The organism is Kitasatospora sp. NPDC002227 (assembly GCF_040296285.1).
In the GTDB taxonomy this organism is placed as follows: domain Bacteria; phylum Actinomycetota; class Actinomycetes; order Streptomycetales; family Streptomycetaceae; genus Kitasatospora.
The window spans coordinates 21,889-42,664 of the sequence record NZ_JBEOWY010000063.1 but is presented as its reverse complement, the minus strand read 5'-3'; the positions used below and the strand labels follow the sequence as shown (position 1 = coordinate 42,664).

General features: G+C 69.2%; 28 protein-coding genes. 25 read left to right on the top strand and 3 right to left on the bottom strand.

The features are described 5' to 3' along the window. Positions 1–359: 359 nt before the first annotated feature. Positions 360–2,207 (top strand): hypothetical protein, encoded by a 1,848-nt coding sequence (locus ABT095_RS34735; RefSeq protein ID WP_350533572.1) that lies wholly within the window; start codon positions 360–362, stop codon positions 2,205–2,207. A gap of 21 nt (positions 2,208–2,228) precedes the next feature. On the opposite strand, the gene ABT095_RS34730 is transcribed toward ABT095_RS34735, so the two are convergent. Continuing rightward, entirely contained in the window at positions 2,229–2,816 is a 588-nt protein-coding gene (locus tag ABT095_RS34730) for a hypothetical protein (RefSeq protein WP_350533571.1), read from the bottom strand. 299 nt (positions 2,817–3,115) lie between these two features. On the opposite strand from ABT095_RS34730, the gene ABT095_RS34725 reads away from it, so the two are divergent. From ABT095_RS34725 to ABT095_RS34700, 6 genes are read left to right on the top strand one after another with little or no spacing between them, the layout of a single operon-like run. Next, complete coding sequence (locus tag ABT095_RS34725) at positions 3,116–3,814, top strand: hypothetical protein (protein WP_350533570.1); 699 nt, start codon at positions 3,116–3,118, stop codon at positions 3,812–3,814. A 43-nt stretch (positions 3,815–3,857) separates the two neighbouring features. Next, complete coding sequence (locus ABT095_RS34720) at positions 3,858–4,277, top strand: head decoration protein (protein ID WP_350533569.1); 420 nt, start codon at positions 3,858–3,860, stop codon at positions 4,275–4,277. A 13-nt stretch (positions 4,278–4,290) separates the two neighbouring features. Beyond that, positions 4,291–5,340, top strand: coding sequence for a major capsid protein (locus ABT095_RS34715; RefSeq protein WP_350533568.1), 1,050 nt, complete (start codon positions 4,291–4,293; stop codon positions 5,338–5,340). After that, entirely contained in the window at positions 5,340–5,510 is a 171-nt protein-coding gene (locus ABT095_RS34710) for a hypothetical protein (protein ID WP_350533567.1), read from the top strand. Before ABT095_RS34715 ends, ABT095_RS34710 begins: the two co-directional genes overlap by 1 nt. 59 nt (positions 5,511–5,569) lie before the next feature. Continuing rightward, positions 5,570–5,893: a hypothetical protein gene (locus ABT095_RS34705; protein ID WP_350533566.1), complete on the top strand. Its 324-nt coding sequence runs from the start codon at positions 5,570–5,572 to the stop codon at positions 5,891–5,893. A 6-nt stretch (positions 5,894–5,899) separates the two neighbouring features. Next, complete coding sequence (locus ABT095_RS34700; protein ID WP_350533565.1) at positions 5,900–6,709, top strand: phage minor capsid protein; 810 nt, start codon at positions 5,900–5,902, stop codon at positions 6,707–6,709. Here ABT095_RS34700 and ABT095_RS34695 read toward each other — a convergent pair whose 3' ends face one another. Together ABT095_RS34695 and ABT095_RS34690 are read right to left on the bottom strand one after the other, a co-directional pair. After that, positions 6,710–7,285, bottom strand: coding sequence for an HD domain-containing protein (locus ABT095_RS34695; protein WP_350533564.1), 576 nt, complete (start codon positions 7,283–7,285; stop codon positions 6,710–6,712). Positions 7,286–7,306: 21 nt separating this feature from the next. Continuing rightward, entirely contained in the window at positions 7,307–8,443 is a 1,137-nt protein-coding gene (locus tag ABT095_RS34690; RefSeq protein ID WP_350533563.1) for a helix-turn-helix domain-containing protein, read from the bottom strand. Between the two features lie 196 nt (positions 8,444–8,639). Here ABT095_RS34690 and ABT095_RS34685 point away from each other — a divergent pair, with 196 nt between their 5' ends. The 18 genes from ABT095_RS34685 to ABT095_RS34600 all read left to right on the top strand — a co-directional run bounded on the left by ABT095_RS34685 (position 8,640) and on the right by ABT095_RS34600 (position 20,770). Next, a complete protein-coding gene (locus ABT095_RS34685; protein WP_350533562.1) occupies positions 8,640–9,059 on the top strand; it encodes an ATP-binding protein in 420 nt (139 codons plus the stop codon). 370 nt (positions 9,060–9,429) lie between these two features. Then, positions 9,430–9,651 carry a hypothetical protein gene (locus ABT095_RS34680; protein ID WP_350533561.1) on the top strand — a complete coding sequence of 74 codons (222 nt, stop codon included), beginning with the start codon at positions 9,430–9,432 and terminating at the stop codon, positions 9,649–9,651. Positions 9,652–10,274: 623 nt separating this feature from the next. Continuing rightward, positions 10,275–10,979 (top strand): 7-cyano-7-deazaguanine synthase QueC, encoded by a 705-nt coding sequence (gene queC / locus ABT095_RS34675; protein WP_350533560.1) that lies wholly within the window; start codon positions 10,275–10,277, stop codon positions 10,977–10,979. Continuing rightward, entirely contained in the window at positions 10,976–11,368 is a 393-nt protein-coding gene (locus ABT095_RS34670; RefSeq protein ID WP_350533559.1) for a 6-pyruvoyl trahydropterin synthase family protein, read from the top strand. The genes queC and ABT095_RS34670 overlap by 4 nt, the downstream gene beginning before the upstream one ends. Beyond that, complete coding sequence (locus tag ABT095_RS34665; RefSeq protein ID WP_350533558.1) at positions 11,365–12,084, top strand: 7-carboxy-7-deazaguanine synthase QueE; 720 nt, start codon at positions 11,365–11,367, stop codon at positions 12,082–12,084. The genes ABT095_RS34670 and ABT095_RS34665 overlap by 4 nt, the downstream gene beginning before the upstream one ends. A 157-nt stretch (positions 12,085–12,241) precedes the next feature. Then, positions 12,242–13,024 carry an RNA-directed DNA polymerase gene (locus tag ABT095_RS34660; protein WP_350533557.1) on the top strand — a complete coding sequence of 261 codons (783 nt, stop codon included), beginning with the start codon at positions 12,242–12,244 and terminating at the stop codon, positions 13,022–13,024. 13 nt (positions 13,025–13,037) lie between these two features. After that, a complete protein-coding gene (locus ABT095_RS34655; protein ID WP_350533556.1) occupies positions 13,038–13,598 on the top strand; it encodes a formylglycine-generating enzyme family protein in 561 nt (186 codons plus the stop codon). Beyond that, positions 13,595–14,038: a DUF6884 domain-containing protein gene (locus ABT095_RS34650; RefSeq protein ID WP_350533555.1), complete on the top strand. Its 444-nt coding sequence runs from the start codon at positions 13,595–13,597 to the stop codon at positions 14,036–14,038. The genes ABT095_RS34655 and ABT095_RS34650 overlap by 4 nt, the downstream gene beginning before the upstream one ends. Continuing rightward, positions 14,035–15,066, top strand: coding sequence for a glycosyltransferase (locus ABT095_RS34645; RefSeq protein ID WP_350533554.1), 1,032 nt, complete (start codon positions 14,035–14,037; stop codon positions 15,064–15,066). The genes ABT095_RS34650 and ABT095_RS34645 overlap by 4 nt, the downstream gene beginning before the upstream one ends. Further along, positions 15,063–15,629 carry a radical SAM protein gene (locus ABT095_RS34640; RefSeq protein ID WP_350533553.1) on the top strand — a complete coding sequence of 189 codons (567 nt, stop codon included), beginning with the start codon at positions 15,063–15,065 and terminating at the stop codon, positions 15,627–15,629. Before ABT095_RS34645 ends, ABT095_RS34640 begins: the two co-directional genes overlap by 4 nt. Next, on the top strand, positions 15,517–16,008 hold the full coding sequence (locus ABT095_RS34635) for a hypothetical protein (RefSeq protein ID WP_350533573.1): 492 nt from the start codon (positions 15,517–15,519) through the stop codon (positions 16,006–16,008). Before ABT095_RS34640 ends, ABT095_RS34635 begins: the two co-directional genes overlap by 113 nt. Next, positions 16,005–16,571, top strand: a complete 567-nt coding sequence (locus tag ABT095_RS34630) for a phosphoribosyltransferase (protein ID WP_350533552.1) — start codon at positions 16,005–16,007, stop codon at positions 16,569–16,571. Before ABT095_RS34635 ends, ABT095_RS34630 begins: the two co-directional genes overlap by 4 nt. Beyond that, the gene (locus ABT095_RS34625) at positions 16,568–17,707 is read left to right on the top strand and encodes a glycosyltransferase family 4 protein (RefSeq protein WP_350533551.1); all 1,140 of its coding nucleotides are present in this window, start codon (positions 16,568–16,570) and stop codon (positions 17,705–17,707) included. Before ABT095_RS34630 ends, ABT095_RS34625 begins: the two co-directional genes overlap by 4 nt. A 35-nt stretch (positions 17,708–17,742) precedes the next feature. Next, on the top strand, positions 17,743–18,576 hold the full coding sequence (locus ABT095_RS34620) for a 5'-3' exonuclease (protein WP_350533550.1): 834 nt from the start codon (positions 17,743–17,745) through the stop codon (positions 18,574–18,576). Beyond that, positions 18,573–19,190 carry a PIG-L deacetylase family protein gene (locus ABT095_RS34615; RefSeq protein ID WP_350533549.1) on the top strand — a complete coding sequence of 206 codons (618 nt, stop codon included), beginning with the start codon at positions 18,573–18,575 and terminating at the stop codon, positions 19,188–19,190. Before ABT095_RS34620 ends, ABT095_RS34615 begins: the two co-directional genes overlap by 4 nt. A gap of 73 nt (positions 19,191–19,263) precedes the next feature. Continuing rightward, complete coding sequence (gene folE, locus ABT095_RS34610) at positions 19,264–19,857, top strand: GTP cyclohydrolase I (RefSeq protein WP_350533548.1); 594 nt, start codon at positions 19,264–19,266, stop codon at positions 19,855–19,857. 47 nt (positions 19,858–19,904) lie between these two features. Further along, on the top strand, positions 19,905–20,351 hold the full coding sequence (locus ABT095_RS34605) for a DUF6093 family protein (RefSeq protein WP_350533547.1): 447 nt from the start codon (positions 19,905–19,907) through the stop codon (positions 20,349–20,351). Then, positions 20,348–20,770 (top strand): DUF6093 family protein, encoded by a 423-nt coding sequence (locus tag ABT095_RS34600; RefSeq protein WP_350533546.1) that lies wholly within the window; start codon positions 20,348–20,350, stop codon positions 20,768–20,770. Before ABT095_RS34605 ends, ABT095_RS34600 begins: the two co-directional genes overlap by 4 nt. Positions 20,771–20,776: the final 6 nt, after the last annotated feature.

Below are 20,776 nucleotides of genomic sequence, written 5' to 3'. Positions count from 1 at the left end.
GCTACCTCACGCCACTCGAGATCCGCCAGCGGCACCAGCAAGGCCACACCCTCGCGGCGTAGACGGAGAGTGTCCAGCCGCAGGGTGGAACTTCAATAACGTCCTCGCCTTCTTGGTCATGACGGCCAAGAACTTGATCATTCCACTCACCCCCTCTCCTGCTCGCTGGCTTGGTGAGGGTGCGACATGACGTTGCGTCACTGCGGGTTCCACGTTAAGGGCGAGCGGATCGGCGTGCGCCCGCTTTGCTGAAACCTGTGGATAACTCCGGGGCTCTGGAACTGAGTAGCCCGTTCGGGCTACTCGCGGCCGCAGATAGGCTGCATCACGGGCGTGGGGCCGACTGCCGGAGGGGCACTGTGGGCCTTCGTGATCTCGTCATCGACGCCTGGAGCTGGCTGAACTACAAGCCGGTGATGGCCAACCCGATCCGCCGGGGCTCAGGCCCGTTCGGGGAGCTGGCCGCCAGCTGGGTGCCGCCGGAGGATCTTCGCCGCCTTCAGGCGTACAAGCTGCTCGCCGCGTACGACAACAACCAGGCCGGGCAACTCGCGGCCATCTCCGGTGACGAGAGCGGCCTTGAGCGGCGGGAGCTCGGTGACGCCTCGAAGCTGATCGACACCGCGCTCGGCTACATGCTCGGCAGCGAGCAGACCATCGTGGTCCCCGGCGCCGAGCATCAGGGGAGCGGGGAGCAGCCCGCCGACGCGCAGCGGGCGCTCGGGCTGCAGGGGCGGCTTCGTGAGTGGGCGGAGAGGGAGCTCCTGCCGCTGCGCATCCAGCAGGCAGAGCGGGCCGCAGTCCGCAGCGGGGACGCGGTGTACACGCTGGCGTGGGAGCCGGCCAAGGGCCGCCCGACCCTGCGGATGATGGACGCGGGGTTCTACTTCCCGGAGTGGACGGACGATGAGGTCGACGCGGCGGAGTGCCCGGCGCGAGTCCACTTCGCGTGGGAGCTGCCCGCTGACGAACGGCGGGGTCTCAAGGCTCGGCTGCGCCGGATCACCTACGAGCTGGGGCCGATCGGCCCGGCGACCAGGCCAGGCCGGTCCAAGGCCGGGCTCCCTATGCGGGAGTGGGCCCAGGGCGAAGGCGGGGACGGGGTGCTGATCGTTGGCGATCAGCTCGACGCGGCGACGGGCCGCATCACGCGGACCTACCCGTGGGCGCCGGGACGCCCGTCTGGGGTCACCTGCTACCTCACCGACGCCGAGTGGCTCCTGGACGAGCTGAAGGCGGGCGAGGACGTCTACAACCTGCCGTCGGCAAAGGCCGCCTATCGGGTCCGCTCGGACGGGGAGGTTCTCCAGGCCCTCGACCTGATGATCGACTTCCTGCCGGTCGTCCACGTCACCAACACCATCCCCGACGCCGGCGAGCACTGGGGACAGCCGAGCATCGCCAAGGTCATGCAGACGCTCGACGAACTCGCCGCGACGGACTCGGACTCGGCCGCCGCCTCGGCGACCACCGGCACACCGATCATCGGCCTGTCGGGTGTGCGACTGCCCAAGGACCGCACCACCGGCGCCACCCTGCCGCTCCAGGTCCGCGCCGGCACCGTCTGGTCGCTGGCCGAAGGCGGCTCCATGGACACCCTCGACACGTCGGCGCAGCTGGCCGAGCTGCGCGCCCGCGTCGACCACCTCCTCGACCGGGTGGCAGGCAACAGCCGCCTCACCTCCTCCGGGCTCGGCACCCTCGACCCGTCGGCCGTGCCGTCCGGCTACGCCCTGCAACTCGCGCTGGGCCCGCTCGACGCCTTGGTCTCGGCGATGCGCCTTGCCCGTGCGCACAAGTACGCCCTGCTGTTCAAGATGGTGTGCCGTCTGCACCAGGCCGGGCACGCGGACGGCTGGCCGGCGGGGGAGACGCTGCCCGCCAGGCTGGTGTGGGGGCCGCACACTCCCACCGACCGTGCCGCCGTACTGGACGAGGTCACCAAGGGCTTCCAGGCCGGAGTGCTCAGCTTGGAGACCTCGGTGCGGATGCTCTCCGACGCCGGGTACCCGATCGAGGACGCCACCGCCGAAGTGAAGCGCATCCAGGCCCGCGCCTTCGTCGCTGCCGTCGCGCTCGCAGACGCTACCGCCGACAACGACGCAGTCCGCGAATACCTCGGCCTGCCAAAGGCCAGCACCGAGATCCCCAAGGTACCGATGCCCGAGTTGACCAAACCGCGAGCGGCTACGCCAGCTGGGCCGTAAGTCCCGCTGCGGTGGGTCCCACTACCAACGGCTGAAGTTCGCGTTGATCAGATCGGTCACCGCTTTTACCGCCTCGGCATGGTTGCCAAGGGCAGTCTCTCGGTATTCCAAGCTGCCCTTGTGTTGCGCCATGTCGCTTGCCTGCCACCGCGAGGATATGTAGGCGTTGGCGAGCTTGACCTCGGCGTCTCCGGCTTTGTCCCGGACGCGCCGTCGGGGGTGGCCAGCGCGGACTACAAGCAGCCGTTCACGAGCCACTTGCGCTTGTTTCGCAAGTGGAACCCACTTTGCATCCTCAACAGTGGGGTCCGTACTGACGTTCATTGACACACGGTCAGGATGGATCTGGTCAAGCAGCAGCAATGCCGGGCCAAACGCTTCAGCATCGGTTGCTTGGCGGGCTCGCCGAAGCTGGTGGTAGCCAGCAACTGCGGGAATCCCTGCGCCTACAGCGGCACCGACGAGACCTCCGACGAGGGCATCCCAATCCATTGGACCTCCGGGCATTGTCCAGTTCAGACGGATCGGACCGCGGCGTCGCAGGCTGAGCAGATCTGCCTGGCCCAGTGCGGTGGGTACCACCGTGATCCGGGTCGGTCTGGTGACCACGGTTCGGTGAGCATCCCGGCCGTGTCGAGACCGCACAGGGTGGTCGATCCGGGGTCGTTCGGCACGTCGGGGTCACTCGGGGCCGCGTGTACCTGTCGGACCATGTTGGTGTCGTCCGGCTCCCCGCCGGGCAGGGAGCTGGGCGCCGAGCCTTGCTCGTCGAGCTCCAGGACCACCACGATGCTCACCACCACAGCGTGCAGTCGCCGCCGGGTGGGCGCATCTCGGAAGCCTGCTGGCAGCCGAACGGCTGAGTACACTGATCATCGGCGCGGGGGCGCTGTACTGGAGGAATCCGTATGACCGCCGTTCCCCAGCCGCCCCTACCGGCAGCCGATCCGACGCTGCCTCCCGCACCGCCGCTCCCGGACCCGGGCAGCACCCTGATCACCCAGGACACCCTGACTCGCCTCTTGGCCCGCGAGAAGTCGCAGGGCGAGCGCGCCGCGGTCCGCAAGCTCGTCTCCGACCTCGGGTTCGCCGACGCAGCCGCCCTGGCGGCTTGGGTCGAGGCGCAGCGCACCGCAGAGCAGGCCGCCCTGAGCGAGGTCCAGCGGCGCGAGCAGGCCGCCGATCAGCGCGAGCAGGCCGCTCAGCTGCGTGAGCAGGCTGCCGAGGCGCGGCTGCGTGCCGCTGTCCGGCAGACCGCGCTGGCCCGCCTCGGCGCCTCGGGCGACGGCCTCGCTGATGCGGAGCGGCTTCTCGACGTGGCGGACGACGCCGACGACCAGGCAGTGAGGGACGCCGCAGCCGCCCTGAAGACCCGCCGGCCGGAGCTGTTCGGACCGGCCGCGCCCGTGACGGCTCCTCCCGCTCCCGGTGGTGCTCCCGCTGGGGGACCGCCGCCCCGCGGCCAGGCCCCGGCCACCGGCTCCGCTGGGCTGGAGATGGCCAAGCGGCGCGGGTACCTCCAGACCTCCTCCTGCCTTCCTGACCCGGCGGTCACCCGGGCCTTTGGGACCACGCCCCTCCTCGTGGACGGCACCACCGGCTGGTGAGTGCGAGACGCGACCATTCCGCCTTCCGTCCCTTGGAGGGGCTTTGACCATCCAGCCGATCAGCAGCTCGGCGAGCTACACCGCCGACCGCAGCTGGCTCGCGAGCCTGCACGGCACCGACAGTATCGACACGATCACCCTCGACATCTCGAAGTTCACCGCAGGCACTCACTACCAGGTGTCCACCGACACCACACAGCCGTACAGCCGGGTCGTGTCCGGCGTCCCGGTCGGGAAGATCACCGCGAGCGGCCTTTACGGACCGTTCAACCCGGCCGCCGCCGACGGCACCCAGAACCTCGCCGGCCTGGTCTTCGCCGAGGCCCTGTTCGCCCCTGGCCAGCCGAAGGTGCCCGCCGCACTCCTGTGGCACGGCGTCGTCAAGGCCGCGAAGGTGCCCGGCGGGATCGACACCACCAAGGTCACACCGTCGGTGACCGGCCCGCAGATCCGTTTCGTCTGAGAGGAGTTGACCGATGACCATCCAGGACCTCATCAAGGGCGTCACCGCCCACGACCTGACCGCCTTCGCCCGCGCCATCCCGAGCCCGGCCGACTTCCTGCTGACCGACAGCGTGTTCCCCACGCTGGTCTCGCGCGAGGTGAAGTGGCGGATCAAGAACAACGGCCGCTACGTCAACACCGCGAAGTACCGCGCCTACGACGCGTCCGTGCCGTTCGCTGACCGGCAAGCGTGGGAGAACGCCCGCGAGGGCTTCCTGCCGCCCCTCGGCCAGAAGCTCGTCGTCGGCGAGCAGGAGCAGATCCTGCTGGAGCAGTCCCACGGCGCCGACCAGGACCGGCTGATCGAGCTCCTCTACGACGACGTGGAGCGCCACGTCGAGGCGATCCGCTCCCGGCTGGAGCTCGCCGCCGGCGATGTCCTCCTCGACGGCAAGTTCACGCTCGCGGGGGAGAATGGCCTGACCCTGGAGGTGGACTTCGGTGTTCCCGCCGGGAACATGCCGACCGCCGCGAAGCCGTGGTCCGATCCCACCTCCGACCCGATCGCGGACGAGCTCGCCTGGATCCAGTACCTGGACGACCTCGGTGCGCCCGAGCCCGCCATGGTGCTCACCTCCCGCAAGGCGTTCAGCTTCCTGGCGAAGAACAACTCCTACCGGGCCGCCTACTACGGGTCGGTGAACCCGTCGAACACGCCGACCGCGACCCTGACGCCGCAGCAGGTCAACGTGGTGCGCGGCAACTACGGCCTCCCGCCGATCACCTTCTACAAGGCGCAGGTCCGGGTGGACGGGGCACCGACTCGGGTCCTGCCCGAGGACCGGTGGATCATGCTGCCGCCGGACCGGACGAAGTGGGGCCAGTTGCAGTTCGGCATCACGGCCGAGGCCCTGGTCCTGTCGCGCGGCAGCAACCCGGAGATCGACCGCGAGGACGCGCCCGGCGTGATCATCACCCGCGGCGTGCAGGACGACCCGGTGCAGATCTGGACCAAGGGCGCCGCCGTCGGCATGCCCGTGCTGCACACTCCGGACGCCCACATCGTGGCGAAGGTCCTCTGATGGGCGCCCGCCTGGCAACCGCCGTCCACCTCGACCACCCCACCACGCGCGAGCGGATCATCCTCCAACCCGGAGACGAGCCCGAGCCCGAGGTCGCCGCGCTGATCACCCACCCCGACGCCTGGGAACCCGACGAGGCGCCGGACAGAAACGACAGCGACTCCGAGTAGCCCGTCGAGGCCCGGCACCGCACGGTGCCGGGCCTCACCGCACCCAAGAGGAGACCCACATGGACGACACCGTGCGGGCCTGGCTGCTCGCCCAGCTCGGCCCCACCGACCCGGAGCAGCTCGCCGGCCGCTACGAACGCCTGCGCAGCGCCCGCGCCGTCGCCGTGGAGGTGCTGGCCGAGCGCCGCGCCAAGCTGCTCGCGGAACCCCTGCGCCTGGTCGTGGACGGCGTGGTCACCATGGACCAGACCGCCAACCTGACCGGCCTGGAACGGCAGCTCGCCGCGATCCAGGCCAACCCCGGCCCCGACGAGATTCCGGCCGACGACACGGCCCCGCACCTGGACGTCACCGCCCTCGTACCGACGCGACGCGCCCGGTAGCCCGCCGTGCCGTACGACTGGCCGCCGCTGGTGCCCGGCGGCGCCGAGGAGGTGGCCCACCGGGTCGCCGCCGTCCTCGAGGACGCCTGGCAGCGGCTCGCCGCACGCCAAGCCGCCGTGATCGCCGCGTTCGCGGACAACCGGCGGGCGTCTCACATCCTGGCCACCCTGGAGGAGTTCAAGCAGGCCATCGAGGCGTTCCGGCGGGATGTGGACGACGAGGCGGTGCAGTTCGTCAGTCGGCAGCTTCCGCACCTGTACGAGCAGGGGGCGGCAGCTGCTGGAGCTGTGACGGGCAGCCGTTTCGTGTGGACGCTGATCCACCATGACGCGCTCCAGGCGCTCGCTGCAGATTCCTACGCTGACTTCCTCTCTCGCAGCCAGCAGACCGGTCGGATGGCCGATGCCTTCTACCGGGCGGCCCGCGCCGCTGCCCGCCGCGAGGTTCCGCTGCTCGCGGCGGGGAACGTCACCGCGTGGCAGGCCGCCCGGGCTCTTGCAGAGCGGCTGGCCGCGAGCACCCAGCTCGAGTACGTCGTCTATCGCAACGGTGCTCGCGTGCCAGTCCGCGCCTGGGCCGAGGCCGCCGTGCTGGCCAAGAGCGCGGTGGCGTACAACGCAGGCACCCTCAACCAAGCCCGAGAGCAGGGAGTGAAGTTCGTCGAGGTCTTCGACGGACCCGACTGCGGCTGGACGTCCCACGGCGATCCTGACAAGGCAGCCCGGACACTGCGCACCGTGCACGACGCCGCCGACTGGCCGACCTCCCACCCGCGTTGCCGACGGGCGTTCGGGCCACGACCTGATGTGCAGTGACTACCGCAGGTAGGTTCGCTGCCACTCGGCCAGCGACATGGTCTGTGCGGCATCGGCCAAGGCGATCGCCGACGGGAGCTTGAGCTTCGCCCGGGTGCTGTCCACCCACTCTTGGGCAGCGGGGTAGCCCTGCTGGAGGTATTCGAGCCCCTGGAGCATGCACTCCAACTTGTCCGCGTCGTGCGCGACCTGGACTTCCAGGGAGTCACCGTTCTCGTAGTCGTGGACGATCGCGCTGATCCCCTCGGCAACGGCGGGGTGACTGTCGGCCACCTGGTCGGCGGTCACCGTCTCGTTCGACGCGGCCTGGATGTACCGGCGGCCGATCCAGGGAATGTCGCCGATACGAGTTTCCTGGGTGTCGTGGAACGTGCAGAGCAGCGCGACCCGCGCTGGGTCGGCGCCTTCCATCATGGCGAGCACCGCGCCGACAACGGCCGTTCGCCAGGAGTGCTCGGCGATCGTCTCGGGATCCTTGATGCCGGCGATCCACCACCCGGCGCGCTTCGCGCGCTTGAGGGCACCCGCCTCCAGCAGATAGCTGACGGTGCCTTCGGCTTCCTGACGGTCATTCACTGAACTCGTCCTTCCTGAAGATCAGGTGGTCAGTCTCAGACCGTAGTGCACGGATGTGAGCTCCCGCCGCGCTTGTGCCGAGATTCCGTCGGAGTCGAGGAGGACCGTGACCTGTTCCTGGAGAGTCCGATTGAGGATGGGGTCGGCGGCCAGGAGGCCACCACGGAGTGCCAGCAGAGCCCACACCGAGTGGATGTTGAGGTCGACTGCGGCGAGTCCCGGCTTGAGTCTGTCCGTGAGTCCGCGTAGGAGGGCAAGGGCGTCCCAGGACTGGGCCGGGGTGGCGATCATGAATTGGTCGTTGGTCTTAGGCAGTGAGTCGATCCCGAGCCAGTAGGCCCAGTAGTTCAGGTTCGCGGCTTCACCGATCTCGTCGTCCATGCCGGTCTCGATGAATGCGGTCAGTGCGGCTTGGTCCCCGTGCCGGGTAAGCGATGTTGCGACGGAGCGAGCGTCGGCCCAGTCCGGTGACCAGCCGCGTGGACGGGCTTGTTCCGGGCGACGCCGTATCTCGGCAAGCCATGCGGCCGTGTCGGGTGAGCTGTCGTACGAGCAGAGGTAGAGCGCCTGCCGGCGAAGAAGCGCGGCCTCGTCGCCCGACCGTTGCGCGAGTTCGGCGGTGCGGCGCATCTGGCTGAAGAACGTGCCCAACTCGTCGTTGGGTAGGCGGGGAGAACTCGGGGTGGGGCCACGCCGGGGGAGCTTCGTTGTCGTGGGTAGAGACGCGGGAGGGTTTCCGGTGAGCGCCCAGGCCAGCATGTGGGTGGTGTCCCGGGTGAGGACCCAGCTCGCGAGGGGGTGATCGTCGGCATGGTGGAGGGCAGGCGCGTTCACGACGAAGGAGATGACGCTGTCTGCGTCGAGCGCCTGGTCGAGCATGAGCAGAAGCGCAGGGTCGCCCCCTAAGCGGAGCAGGTTGCGCTTGAGGACGCGAAGTGATCCGGCGCGCGCGGAGTTCAGTGCCCGGCGACCCGACTCCCAACCTTGAATCGTGCTCTTGTCGACCTGCAGAAGCTCCGCCAGGTCGTCCTGCGAGACGCCGATGCGTGTTCGAATCTCCTTGAGCAGGTGCCCGGAGACGGCCCCGGGCCGCTTTGCAGGCTCAAGGCTGCTGCCAGTCAGTGTTTCGAGGCCCGGGGCCCCGCTACGAGCCGCCACGTTGCTCCAACCTCGCACCAACCATGCGGAGTTACCCGTACTGGCAGTCAGTCCTTTTGGTCCGATGCAAAGCGTAGCGTTTCTGTCTCAAGACGCACAGTGATCGAAGTCTGGCGCCGGGACCTCCTTCCTGCATGGCAGCAGCCCGTGGAGGCATTCCAGTGCCCGCAAGATCGGAGCGATCGAGGTGGCAACCATGGCGGCTGAGAAGCAACTGCGCGTGTGGCAGCGGGCATTCGAAGCCGCCCCCGGCTCGGTGCCTGCTGCCCGTCGCGAAGTTCGAACGGTCCTGTGCGCCTGGGGCTGGTCGGAGACGGATCGGCTGGCCGAGGTGCTCCTCATCTTCTCGGAGCTGATCACCAACGCTGTCAGTCACGCGAGTAAGCCGGGAGATCTGGTCCGTGTCCGGATCGAAGGCGGATTCGACGGCTGTCGCCTTGAAGTTCAGGACCAGCGCCCGGACTTGGCGCTTCACATCATGGCTGACCCGGACCGGGAGCACGGACGGGGACTGATGTTGGTCCGGGAGATGGCCGCTGAGATGGACGTAAATACGACGAAGGAGAGCAAGATCGTGTGGGCACGGGTACTGCGTCATCAGGAGGCGGTCGCGTGAGAACCGGACTTCGCTGTGCGCTGTGGTTCGGCTCCTGGCGACCAGTACTCCTGCCGCAGCGCAGCGGGCAGCAGGGGGCAGCGGCGTGAGGGGCTTAGTGCGGAAGGCGCTGGGTTTCGGCGGGGGGCGTCGCCGGGCGAAGCATGCCACCCGACCTCCCGGTCGGCGAGCGGGCAAGCCGGCGGCCGGTGCACCCACTGGCGGTCTGCGGGTGGGGCCGCCACCCGCCAGTCTCCGGACACTCGACCAGTCTCGAACGGCGTTCTGGTGCTACGCGGTCGCCTATAGGCACGGTGATGGAGAGCCAATTCTCTTCGGCTCGCAGCCCACGGCTGACGCCCGGCGGGCCGTTCGCTGGATGCAGATGCGCGTGACGCAGCTCGTCGATCAGTTGGACCCTGATCACGCCGTAACGCCAATCCTCTGGCTGACTGATCACCAGGAGTCGGAGATCGCGATGGACGCTCTTCGCAGCGGGGAGCCGTACTCGGTTGGCTTCTCGGACGACCAGGCGGCCTACGTGTTCATCGCGCAGTCCGGCGCGGAGCTGGCGCCCGTGCACGCAGGGCGGGAGTCAGCGTGGTCGATGTAGTCCTGCACGACGCTACGGATGCGACCGATCCAAGGATCCCAGTACCACAGGCTGCCTACGAGTGGCCCGTTCCCACTATGGTCAGTGGCCTTCCGAGGTTCTCCCGAGCACGGGCCGTGATGTACGTGGCGGCGGAACTCGACTGGTGGGGGGCCCTCGTGGAGGAGGACCCCGGCATCGGCGAGCTGGCTCACGAGTGCAGCGTCCTCGCGCTGCGAGTGACCGATTGGCACGGCCACCACCCTGCGGCCGCCGCTGCCAGCCAGGTTCTCGCCCGATGCGCCACGTTCCTGGAGGCGACGAGCCGACTGCGCAGTGCCCTCCCGGCTGTGCAGCTTCAGCAACTTCGCGCAGCGTGCGCGGGGTTGGCTCTCGCCAGGACGCTGCTGATGGCGCCGAAGCCGGGAGTTCCTTCGCTGACCCCATCGCAGCCGGCCACGAACCGGACGAATGATCGGGGGGCCGAAGGTCAGGAGGCCTGCTTTGTGGTTGCCTCCCGCGATCACGGTTCCCAAATCGCGCGGTAGCTGGAACTCCGGCCACCTCCAGCAAGCCGTCGCCCCTGGGGCGACGGACTCACTCCGCCCTCCGGCAACGGAGGACTACAGCAAGGGACGTAGGAGATGATCAAGCTCGCAACGCCGCCGGGCCACGCCGTGGTGATCGCATCCGGTGGACTCGACAGCACTACCGTGGCGTACTGGCTGGCCAGTCTGGGGAGCCGCATGACGCTGCTGTCCTTCGACTACGGGCAGCGTCACCGCAAGGAGTTGGACCATGCCCGAGATGTCGCCCAACTTCTGAATGCCAGCCACGAAGTGGTCGACCTGACCAGCGTTGGTCGGCTTCTCGGAGGATCCGCACTGACCGACACGGCGGTGCAGGTGCCCGACGGGCACTACAGCGACCAGAGCATGCGCGCCACGGTGGTACCGAACCGGAACATGATCATGCTGTCGGTGGCGGTCGGCGCGGCCGTGGCCGCCGGGGCCGACGCCGTGGCGTTCGGCGCACACGCGGGTGACCATCCGATCTACCCGGACTGCCGCAGCGAGTTCTTCGACCAGTTCGCCGAGACCGCTCGCGCGGCCACTAACGGGTTCCACGCGGAAGGCTTCGACCTCATCGCGCCGTTCCTGGCCCTGACCAAGGCCGACATCGTCACTGTCGGGGTCCAGGTCGGCGTACCGTTCGAGCGGACCTGGTCCTGCTACAAGGGCGGCCCAGTGCACTGCGGCACGTGCGGGACGTGCACCGAGCGGCGCGAGGCGTTCGAGGTGGCCGGCGTCGAGGACCCGACCGAGTACGCGACCGGAGAGGGCCGGTGACGCCCGTGCGCGGCCGCCACCGGATCGGTAAGCGGTTCCGCTTTGAGGCATCCCACTTCATCACCGGTCTGCCGCCCGGCCACCAGTGCGCGCGCATGCACGGCCACTCCTACGAGGTCGAGTTCCTCCTCACCGCGAAGGAACTGGACGGGCCCGGGTTCGTCACGGACTTCGGAGACCTCGCCCCGGTCAAGGCGTACATCGACGGAGTGCTCGACCACCGGGTGCTCAACGAGGTCCTGCCGATCGTGCCGACGTCCGAGAACCTGGCTGAGTACCTGGCCGCCTGGTTCATCGACAACGTCGAGCCGATCATCCCCGGCCAGCTGTTGGCAGTCCGAGTGTCGGAGACGCCGACGTCCATGGCCGAATTCGAGGTGGCACGGTGACCGCCCCCGCCCTGCTTCTTCCGCCGGCTCTTGAGCGGCCGCTGCTCGTGAGAGAGCGGTTCGGCCCCACCTTTCAGGGCGAAGGCGCCAGCACGGGCCAGATCACGCACTTCCTGCGCCTGTGGGGCTGCAACCTGCGCTGCCCGCGGTGCGACACCCCAGACACCTGGGATCGAACGCGCTTCGACCCCGCCGACGTCGCCCAGCACTACACCGCCCAGCAGATCGCCGACTGGCTGACGAACCGGCCGGGGAAGCGCCTGGTCGTCACCGGCGGCGAGCCGCTGATGCAGCAGCGCGCCCTGTTACCGCTGCTGCGCCTCCTGGGTGGCTACGGGGTCGAGATCGAGACGAACGGCACGATCATGCCGCTGCCCGAGTTGGTCGAGCGGGTGGAGGCGTTCAACGTCTCGCCGAAGCTCGCGGGCTTCGCCGCGCCCGGCGATCGAAGGACCAGCCCGAAGGCTCTCCGTGCCCTGGCCCGATGCGGCAAGACCCGCTTCAAGTTCGTCGTGCACGACCTCAGCGAACTGGACGAAGTCGCCGCACTAGTCGATCAGTTCGGGCTCGCGCCGGTCTGGGTGATGCCAGAAGGCACGTGCAGCGCGGCCGTACTGGACGGGATGAGGAACCTGGCCGATGCCGTGCTCGCGCGGGGCTGGAACCTCAGCGCCCGACTCCACACGCTCATCTGGGAGAACGAGAGTGGACGCTGACACAAGAGCGCCTGAGCGGGGCCGTCGTTCCACAGGCTCCCCCAGGCCGCGCGTGTGGGATAGCGGCCAAGCTGACAACAGGGGGAGCGGGATCGTTCCTGCCGCTCAGGCATCGCCTACTATACCCAACTTCCTTGCCTCGAGGGCACATTCGCTCATGCCGTATCTCGTTGACGTCCGTCGCCTGAAGGACGCGGCGCGGGCCTGCATGCGGCGCGCCGGCGCGCCCGGCGGCGACGGGATGACGTGGGCCGAGTTCCGCACCGGCATGCGCAACCGACTGGACGTCCTCGCCACCGCCTTGCGGAACGGGACCTGGCAGCCGTCCCCCATCCGGGAGGTGACGATCACTGCCTACACCGGCAAGGAGTTCACCGCCGTGATCCCCACCGTCGCCGACCGGGTGGTGCAGCGGGCCATGCGCAACGCCATCGAACCCGTGCTGGAGCAACGGGCGTTCGCCGACTGGGTGTCCGGCTACCGCGCCGGACGGAACCGGATCACTGCCCTGCGGGACGCCGACCGGCACCTCCAGGCCGGTTGTCGGTGGGTGGCCGACGTGGACGTGCGCCAGACCTCCGCCGGGTCCAGTGCCGCCGAGGTCACCGACTGGTTGGCCGAGTACGTCGCCGACGGGACGTTCCTCGGCTACTTCCGCCGGGTGCTGGAGCCGCTGCCCTACCCGATTGTGCCGGGCACGGCGCTGGCGCCCACGTTGATCAACCTGCGGCTGTCACGAGCCGACGTGGCCCTGAGCGGCCACAGAGTGGTGCGGTTCGCCGACAACTACTGCCTGTTCTGCCTGGACGAGGCGCAGGCCCGCGACGCGATGGCCGCCGTCGAAGGGGCCCTTGCCCGGTGTGGCCTGGAGCCTCACCCGGACAAGAGCCAGATCCGCAGCGGCGCGAACGCCGAGGACCTGTTCCTGATCGCCGGATGAAGGGAGCGACGCCATGGAGATGACCCCAGGCCACCAGGTGGTGTGGCTGCCGATCCGAGGCGGCACCTGCCTGTTCGGCGACCGGCAGCGCCGCGTGGCGGTGCCTGACCTTGAATGGACGGCCACCCCGGTCACCTGGGCCCAGGCCAGGCAGGGGAGCAGCGCGCTCCCTCTGACCGGCCTCGCCCACGAGGAGGCCGTGCGGCTGGCTGCTGAACTCGGCGGTCGGCTGCCTCGCTCCTCGGAGTGGGAGTGGGCCGCGGCCGGGCCCGACCGCAGGCTCTACCCCTGGGGTGATGAGGAACCGGGCCCCGTGCGGGCGAATCTGCGCGGTGGTGCCGGGCGCCTGACCGTGGTGGGTACCTACCCGGACGGGGCGACGCCGACTGGGCTGCTCGACATGGGCGGCACCTGCTGGGAGTGGACCTCTAGCCCGACCATCGGTGATGGCTACGTCATTCGTGGAGGCTCTTACAACTCCCTGCCGCTGTACGCACGGTGCACGTTCCTCAATGCGGCGCCGGCTGAGCTGGGCTCACCTGGCATCGGCGTGCGGGTGGTGAGGGCAGCGTGATCACTGACCTGCTGATCGCGGGGTGCTCCCGATGCAAGGCACCTGAGCGCAGGCCGCTGCCCGCCCTGGAGCGATATACCGGCGGTATTGCCCCGCACCTCCAGACACGGTTCGCTGGCCACCGGCACGCGCGGGACCGGATCAGGTTCCTGTCGGCGGAACACGGCCTCGTCCACGCCGACACGCCGCTCACGCCCTACGACCGCCAGCTGACGATCTCGCGCGCCGAGCAGCTGCGCCCGCGCGTCGCCGCGCAGCTGGAACGCGAGTTCCAGATCGCAGGCATCCCGGAGCGGGTCCTACTCGTCCTGGAACCCGCCTACCTCGTGCTGCTCACCGACCTGCTCGCCCACCCGGCCAGGCCAAGCCTGCACTGGGTCCACAACCCTCACGGTTGGGCCGAGGCCACAGCCGTCCTCGACGAATGGAGGTGGCCGTGACCGGCACGCTCGCCGACTCGCTCAAGCTCCGCCCCAACTACCACAGCCACGTCACCAGCGCGTTCTACGGCCGGACCGGTCTCGGTTGGCACCAGCCCACTCCGGCGCACGTCGCCAGCCGCCCGCTGTCGGTCGTGCTTCCGGCCCGCAACACCGCCTACGCCCTGCCGACGGTGCTGGACGCGCTCGCGGTTCAGCACACGGCCGGGCCGGTGGAGGTGATCGTCGTGGACGACGCCTCCGCCGACACGACCTTCGAGATCGCCCGCCGCCATCCCGCTGTCACCACCGCCGTTCGGCTGGCGTCCCGCTCCGGCTCGGGAGCGGCCCGCAACGTCGGCGCCCGCCTCGCGCAGACCGAGAACCTGCTGTTCGTCGACGCAGACATGGTGCTGCCCAGGCACGTCCTCGCCGACTTCGCAGCCCGCGCCTGCCCTGACGCCGTCCTGGCCGGCTTCCGCCACAACCTTCCCCATCAGGGCGGGCCCGGCGGGCCGGTGATGCCCGAGGTGCCGCCGCAGTTGGCCGCCGATCACCGCGTCACCTGGACACCGCCGACCAACACCGCGCTGCCGTACTCGAGCATCACCCTCACCGACCCGCTGGACGGCCGACCGCTGGACGCCACCGACGACTTCCAGAACCTCGGGTACGGGCGGTTCTACTACGACTGGGACCTGCCTCGGATGGCCGTCACGGCGCTGCTCGGCGTACCCCGCGATCGACTGGTGGACGTCGGGGGTTTCGACGAGGAGTTCGGCCGTATCGGCTGGGGCATGGAGGACACCCACCTCGGCGCCGCGCTGATCGCTGCCGGCTGCCTGGTCGTCCCTCTGCGCCAGGCCGTCGGCTACCACCTCGACCCGCCGGATGCCGCCGCCCAGTGGCAGACCAAGCTCACCGCCTGGCCCGCCACTCTCGCCCACTACCGCGCTCTGCTCGCCCGGCCTGCTCCCAGCGGGCGCGGCCACGACTTCGCCACCGCCACCGACAAGCTCCTGACCGACTCCGAGGTGATCACCGCATGATCCGCGCCTTTGCCGCCGCCGACATCGACGGCACGACCGTTGTCCACGACCCGGCAGTCGGCTCCCACCACCTGCCCCCGCGACCCGTACCGCTGGGATGTGTCGGCCTTGACGAGCACGAGGTCGCAGACTGGCCCGAGGTTCGACCCGGCCAGCTCAACCCGAAAGCGCCGTTGAGCATGTGCTTCTCGCCGATCGTGCGCTGCAACCTCGCCTGCCCGCACTGCCTGGACGACAAGGGCGTGCGAGAGTCCACCGCGGAGGAGCGGCGCACGTTGGCCGGGCACATCGCCGCCTCCGGTGTCCTGGGCGTGGACATCTCCGGCGGCGAACCGCTGCTGCTGCGCGACCTGCCCGACCTCGCCTATGCGATCCGCGCCGGCGGGCGGGCGGTGGTCAGCTGCACGACCAACGGCTGGCACCTCGCCCGTCGCGCCGCCGAGCTGTCCGGTGCTCGACGCCATCCGTGTCTCCCTGGACGGCGGCACCGAGTCCACCCACGACGCCTGGCGCGGAGAGAGCAGCTACTCTCGTGCGATCTCCGGCACCCAGGCCGCAGTTGATGAGGGCATCCGAGTCCAGTTCCAGATGGTGCTGATGCGCTCCACTCACCACGAAGCGCAGGCCCTCCTGGAGCTGGCCGCACAGCTTGGCGTCGGCGGCGTCACGTTCCTGCAGATGCTGCCCATCGGTGAAGGCAAGGCCATCGCCGAACAGCAGATGCTCACCGACGATGAGGCCCGTGCCACCTTCGACGCGCTCACCGTCCCCAGTGGAGTGCGAGTGCGGTTGCGCACCCGCGGCAGCGCCGACGGCTTCACGGTCCTGCGCGCGGACGGCTACGCCTGGCGTAACACGGGCGGCGCGACCAGCATCAGTGCCTTCCTGCCCGTCACCGGACCCGAGGACCTGCACCTGCCCACGACCGGGAGTGCAGCGTGACGGACACCGCCCAGCAGCCCACTGGCGGGCGGCGGCTCTTCACCCGAAGCGCGCCCTACGCCCCTACCCGCTACCAGTGCTACGACGGCGCCCGCCTCCTGGCCGAGTCCGCCGCCAGCTTCGATCCACCGGTGACCGCCGTCATCGGGATCGCCAACGGCGGCACCAGGCCGGCCGCTGTCATCGCGGACTGCCTCGAGGTCCCGCTGTACAACGTCACCGCCCGGCACAACCGAACGGATGAGCCCTGGCAGCAGGCCACCGGCGACGTCAGCGTGGTCCTGTCCAACGATCTGCCCGACCGCTTCGACGGCACCGTGCTCCTGGTCGACGACATCGCTGGCTCCGGCGCCACCTTCACCGCCGTCGCCCGCGCTCTGGGCCCGAAGCTCGGCAGCTCGGCCGTCCCGAAGACGCTGGCCCTGTGCCGCAACGCGGGCTGCACCGAGGGCCCCGACGGATGGATCTGGGACGTGAACAACTGGGTGGTCTTCCCCTGGGAGGCCAGCCACGACGGTGATACACGGCAGCTGCCGGTACCGAAGAAGGTGGCGACGCCGTGACCAAGACCGCCACATCCCGGCGTGTGCTGCTCGTCCTTGTCTCCTGGGCACCCGACGCGCCCGCGGGCATCGAACGAGCCACCGCCGCTCTTGCCCTGGGCCTCGCCCAAAGCGGCCACCGCCCTGTTATCGCCACCGCCGCTCCGCAACCCGACATCGACTCCGAACTCCTGCCCGGAGTCACTGTCGATCACCTGACTATCGAGGGCCTCACCTTCCCGTGTGACGACCAGGCCCTCCGCCGGGCCGTCACCCTTCAGGACGGATTACTCTCAGCACAGATCCGCGCCATGGTCCTGCGCCACCGCATCGACACCGTCCTGTTCACGGATGCCCTGTGGGGCCTTGGCCGCCTGCGCGGCGAGATCCCCGGCCACGTCCGCCGGGCCCTCGCAGTCCACGTCCCCCCGCACATCGTCGACGCCGGACCCGCCGTCGCTCGCGCGACGCGCATCCTCTTCCCCTCCTCCACCATTCAGCAGCACGCAATCGACTGGGCCGTGCTCGGCCAGGTCGTCCCCAACGCCCTGATGAGCGACCCGGCCGCTGGCCCCGCACCAGATGCTGCCCGCCGTGAGGTACTTCGACGTACCGCCCCAATCCGGGTACTGGCGCGCCTCGGCCCAGAGAAGGGCGTCGCCGAACTCCTCGAGGCCCTCCCCGCCTTCGACCGCACTGTGGAGATCGCCCTCGCATCCGCCGGGTTCGAGGACCACGACGGCTCCCAGCGTCACCTGTTGGACCGCTGCCGACACCTCGCCGACCACTGCCCCAACGTCAGCCTCCGCAGCGCCCTGCCTTGGTCCGACGTACCCAACTGGCTCGCCGGCGCCGCAGCGGTCATCGTGCCCAGCCACAAGGAGACCTTCGGCCTCGTCGCCCTGGAAGCCATGAGCGTCGGCACGCCAATCATCGCCTACCGCGTCGGCAATCTGCCTGACCTCATCGAACCCACCGGCCACGGCGAACACCTGCTCACCGACCACGACTCCGGACCCCACGGCCTCCTGAAGACCGCAACCGCCCTACTGGACGATGCCATACTGTACGGCGCGACTACACAGGCCGTGTACCGGCGCGCAGGCGACTTCGCCCCCCACCGGATCGCTGAACTCTTCATAGAGGCGGTCTCGTGATGCCCGAAAACACCCAGCCTGCAACGCCAGCTCCGTTGCTTCTCGTTGACGCCTTCAACGTCCTGTGGGCGGGCACCTTCGGATTTCCCGCCGCCATCTTCTCCCGCGACAAGACCCGCGAGCTGACCGGTCTCTTCGCCTTCTTCGCGCTGCTCGGCGCGACCCTGCGCGACGACGTCGACGTGCCAGCCCCCGAGGTCATCGCAGTCTTCGACGGCCAGCAGGGCATCGCCGAACGCAGCACCGAGGACGCCTCCTACAAGGCCAACCGGGAGAGCACCCCCGAAGCCCTCAAACCCCTGCAGTTCCTTCAGCCGGTCAAGGACGGACTCGACCTGATCGGCATCCGGTGGGTCGAGATCGACGACGCCGAGGCCGACGACGTGATCGGAACCCTAGCCACCCAGGCCGCCACCACCCGACCGGTACGGATCATGTCCCGCGACGCCGACTACTACCAACTGCTCTCCGAGAGCATCCACATCATCAACCGGTCCAGGAAGGCCACCCACCGCCTGATCACCCCTCATGAAGTCGCGGCGCGCTACCACGTCACCCCCGATCAATGGCCCGCTTACCGGGCCTTGACCGGAGACCCCGCCGACAACATTCCCGGCGTCAAGGGCATCGGCCCCAAGGCCGCCGCCGCGTTCCTCGCCGACGGCCTCCAACTCGATGACCTGCTCGCCTCCGACCGCCTCACCGGAGCCAAGGGCGCCGCCGTTAAGGCGGCCTGGCCCGACGTACTGCGCTGGCACTCCATGATCCAGATGAACCGCGACCTCGACGTGCCGCTCACCCCGACCGGCCAGCCCACGCCGAGGATGCCCAAGGCCGGCGAAGTCGTCGAGAAGCTGGGGCTCTGGTGACCGCCACCTCCCCAGGATCCGTCCTGGCGGTCTTCGCGCATCCCGACGACGCCGAACTGTGGGCAGGCGGCACCCTCGCCCACCATGCAGCCCACGCACTGGTAACCGTCGCCGTCCCGTTCCACAGCGCCGAACGAGACTCCGAGGCAGCGGCCGGAACGAAGGTGCTCGGCGCGCGCCTGCACCAAGCCCAGCTGCTCGACCCCACAGAGATCCACCAGCTCCTCATCGACCTCCGCCCCGACGTCGTGGTCACCCACCCCGTCCGTGACGTCCACCCGGACCACCGGAGAATCAGCGAAGCGGTCCTCGCCGCACTGCCCGACGCCGTCATCAGCACCGGACACCCCCAGCGGCTATACACCTGCGATACCTACAACTCACTCACGCTCGACGGCCCGGTACGAGCCGACACGATCGTGGACACCACGGCCACGTTCGGCACCAAGATGCAGGCACTGCGGCAGCACGCCTCGCAACCCATCGAAAGCCACTTCGGGCCCATGGCCGAACATCTCGGCCGCCTCTGGGGTGCCCGAATCGGCACCACCTACGCCGAGGCATTCACAGCTCTGCCCATCCTTGGCCGCCTCCCCGCCGCGACCCAGCTCTGAAAACAGGTCGTCGCGGATACAAGCCGCCCTTTCCGGCAGAGGTGTCAGCCCAACTCTTCTCGAAGGAGCCCCAATGGCCAGCTCCATACGTACGCCCGCGCGACGGCCCGTCGACACCGGACGCGTGGAGAGCCTCACCCGCGAGCTGCTCCTCGCCCTCGGCGAGGACCCAGACCGCGAAGGACTAATCGATACACCGCGCCGAGTTGCCTCATGGTGGACCGAGTTCCTCAACCGTGACCCCGGCACCCTCGGCACCACCTTCAACCACACCAGCAATCAGGGCGACTTCGTCATGCTGCGCGGCATCCGTGCTTGGAGCTTGTGCGAGCACCACCTGCTGCCGTTCCACCTCACCGTCTCCATCGCCTACGTGCCGCAAGCCCAAGTCCTCGGCCTGTCCAAGCTGGTGCGCCAACTGCGCGTCCACACTCACGGTCTCCAGCTCCAGGAACGAATCACACAGGCCGTTGCGCAGGACATCGCCAAGCAGGCCGGCACCGACGACGTTGCGGTCTACGCCGAAGGCGAGCACCTCTGCATGAGCATGCGCGGTGTCGAGGCGAACTCGGTGCAAACTCTCACCGCATGTCGCCTGGGAAGGACCGCCAGCGATCCCGAACTCGCGGCCCGCATCGAACGCCTTGCGTTGGCCCCGATTCACTAACCGACCAGAGGCCGGGATGTGTCCGACACGCTACCTACGCTCGAATCATGAGCAGCCCCACATCCCCAACTGATTCGAACAGCATCCTCCCAGCCTCGCTGGCCACTCTGGTGGAGCGCAAGCTCCTGAACGACACCGTCCGGATCTACCGACCCGGACCGATGGTCCTCGACCCCACCACCGGACAGTACGTGCCTGGGCCCGACGTCACCGTGTACGAGGGCCCAGGCGCGCACCGCCCTGCCGGAGGCCCCGGCATCGTGCTGCGGCTCGAAGGACAGCCGTACCGCGACGACGGCGACGCCCGCTACACCCTGTTCACATCGCTGTCCGCGCCCGTGGCCGCGACCGGTGACCTCGTGACCGTCGTGCGCAGCGAGGACAGCGCCGCGATCGGGCGGGTCTGGACAGTCCTCGACCCGGGCGAGACCGGCACTGTCGAGGTGCTGCGGACCACGTGGATGCGTATCCAGAAGTCGGGAGGCACCGCGTGAGCACGCCGCCGGACCTCGATGCGGTCCGCCAGAGCCTAGAGACCACGATCATGGTGGACCGCGTCCGGATCTCCCGGCCGACAGGGACAGCGGCGTTGGACATTGACACGGGTCTGGTCGGACCCGTGCCCGCATCGACCATTTGGGAAGGACCTGGCGCGGTCCTCTCCTCGCACGGCCTGTCCACCGTCGAGCACCTGGTGGGCGCGAAGTGGGTTGACGATGCAGCGAGTTGGTACGGGCTAGTCACGCCTCTGTCGGCTCCGTTGCCCCAGCGCGGCGACCGCTTGGAGGTCACTGTCGCTGCGTCACCGACGGCTGGCACCGTCGGCAGGGTCTGGCAGGTCCTCGACCCAGCCGAGGCCAGCACGGTGGAGGTTGCCCGGATCACCCGGCTGGATGAGATCACCCCGCCCTAACTGCGC

What these genes read in the sequence shown, in the direction of transcription:
- ABT095_RS34715 (WP_350533568.1), top strand. Translation starts at nt 4,291, where the DNA reads ATGACCATCCAGGACCTCATCAAGGGCGTCACCGCCCACGACCTGACC.
- folE (WP_350533548.1), top strand. Translation starts at nt 19,264, where the DNA reads ATGGCCAGCTCCATACGTACGCCCGCGCGACGGCCCGTCGACACCGGA.
- queC (WP_350533560.1), top strand. Translation starts at nt 10,275, where the DNA reads ATGATCAAGCTCGCAACGCCGCCGGGCCACGCCGTGGTGATCGCATCC.
- ABT095_RS34705 (WP_350533566.1), top strand. Translation starts at nt 5,570, where the DNA reads ATGGACGACACCGTGCGGGCCTGGCTGCTCGCCCAGCTCGGCCCCACC.
- ABT095_RS34710 (WP_350533567.1), top strand. Translation starts at nt 5,340, where the DNA reads ATGGGCGCCCGCCTGGCAACCGCCGTCCACCTCGACCACCCCACCACG.
- ABT095_RS34655 (WP_350533556.1), top strand. Translation starts at nt 13,038, where the DNA reads ATGGAGATGACCCCAGGCCACCAGGTGGTGTGGCTGCCGATCCGAGGC.
- ABT095_RS34660 (WP_350533557.1), top strand. Translation starts at nt 12,242, where the DNA reads ATGCCGTATCTCGTTGACGTCCGTCGCCTGAAGGACGCGGCGCGGGCC.
- ABT095_RS34725 (WP_350533570.1), top strand. Translation starts at nt 3,116, where the DNA reads ATGACCGCCGTTCCCCAGCCGCCCCTACCGGCAGCCGATCCGACGCTG.
- ABT095_RS34605 (WP_350533547.1), top strand. Translation starts at nt 19,905, where the DNA reads ATGAGCAGCCCCACATCCCCAACTGATTCGAACAGCATCCTCCCAGCC.
- ABT095_RS34685 (WP_350533562.1), top strand. Translation starts at nt 8,640, where the DNA reads ATGGCGGCTGAGAAGCAACTGCGCGTGTGGCAGCGGGCATTCGAAGCC.
- ABT095_RS34640 (WP_350533553.1), top strand. Translation starts at nt 15,063, where the DNA reads ATGATCCGCGCCTTTGCCGCCGCCGACATCGACGGCACGACCGTTGTC.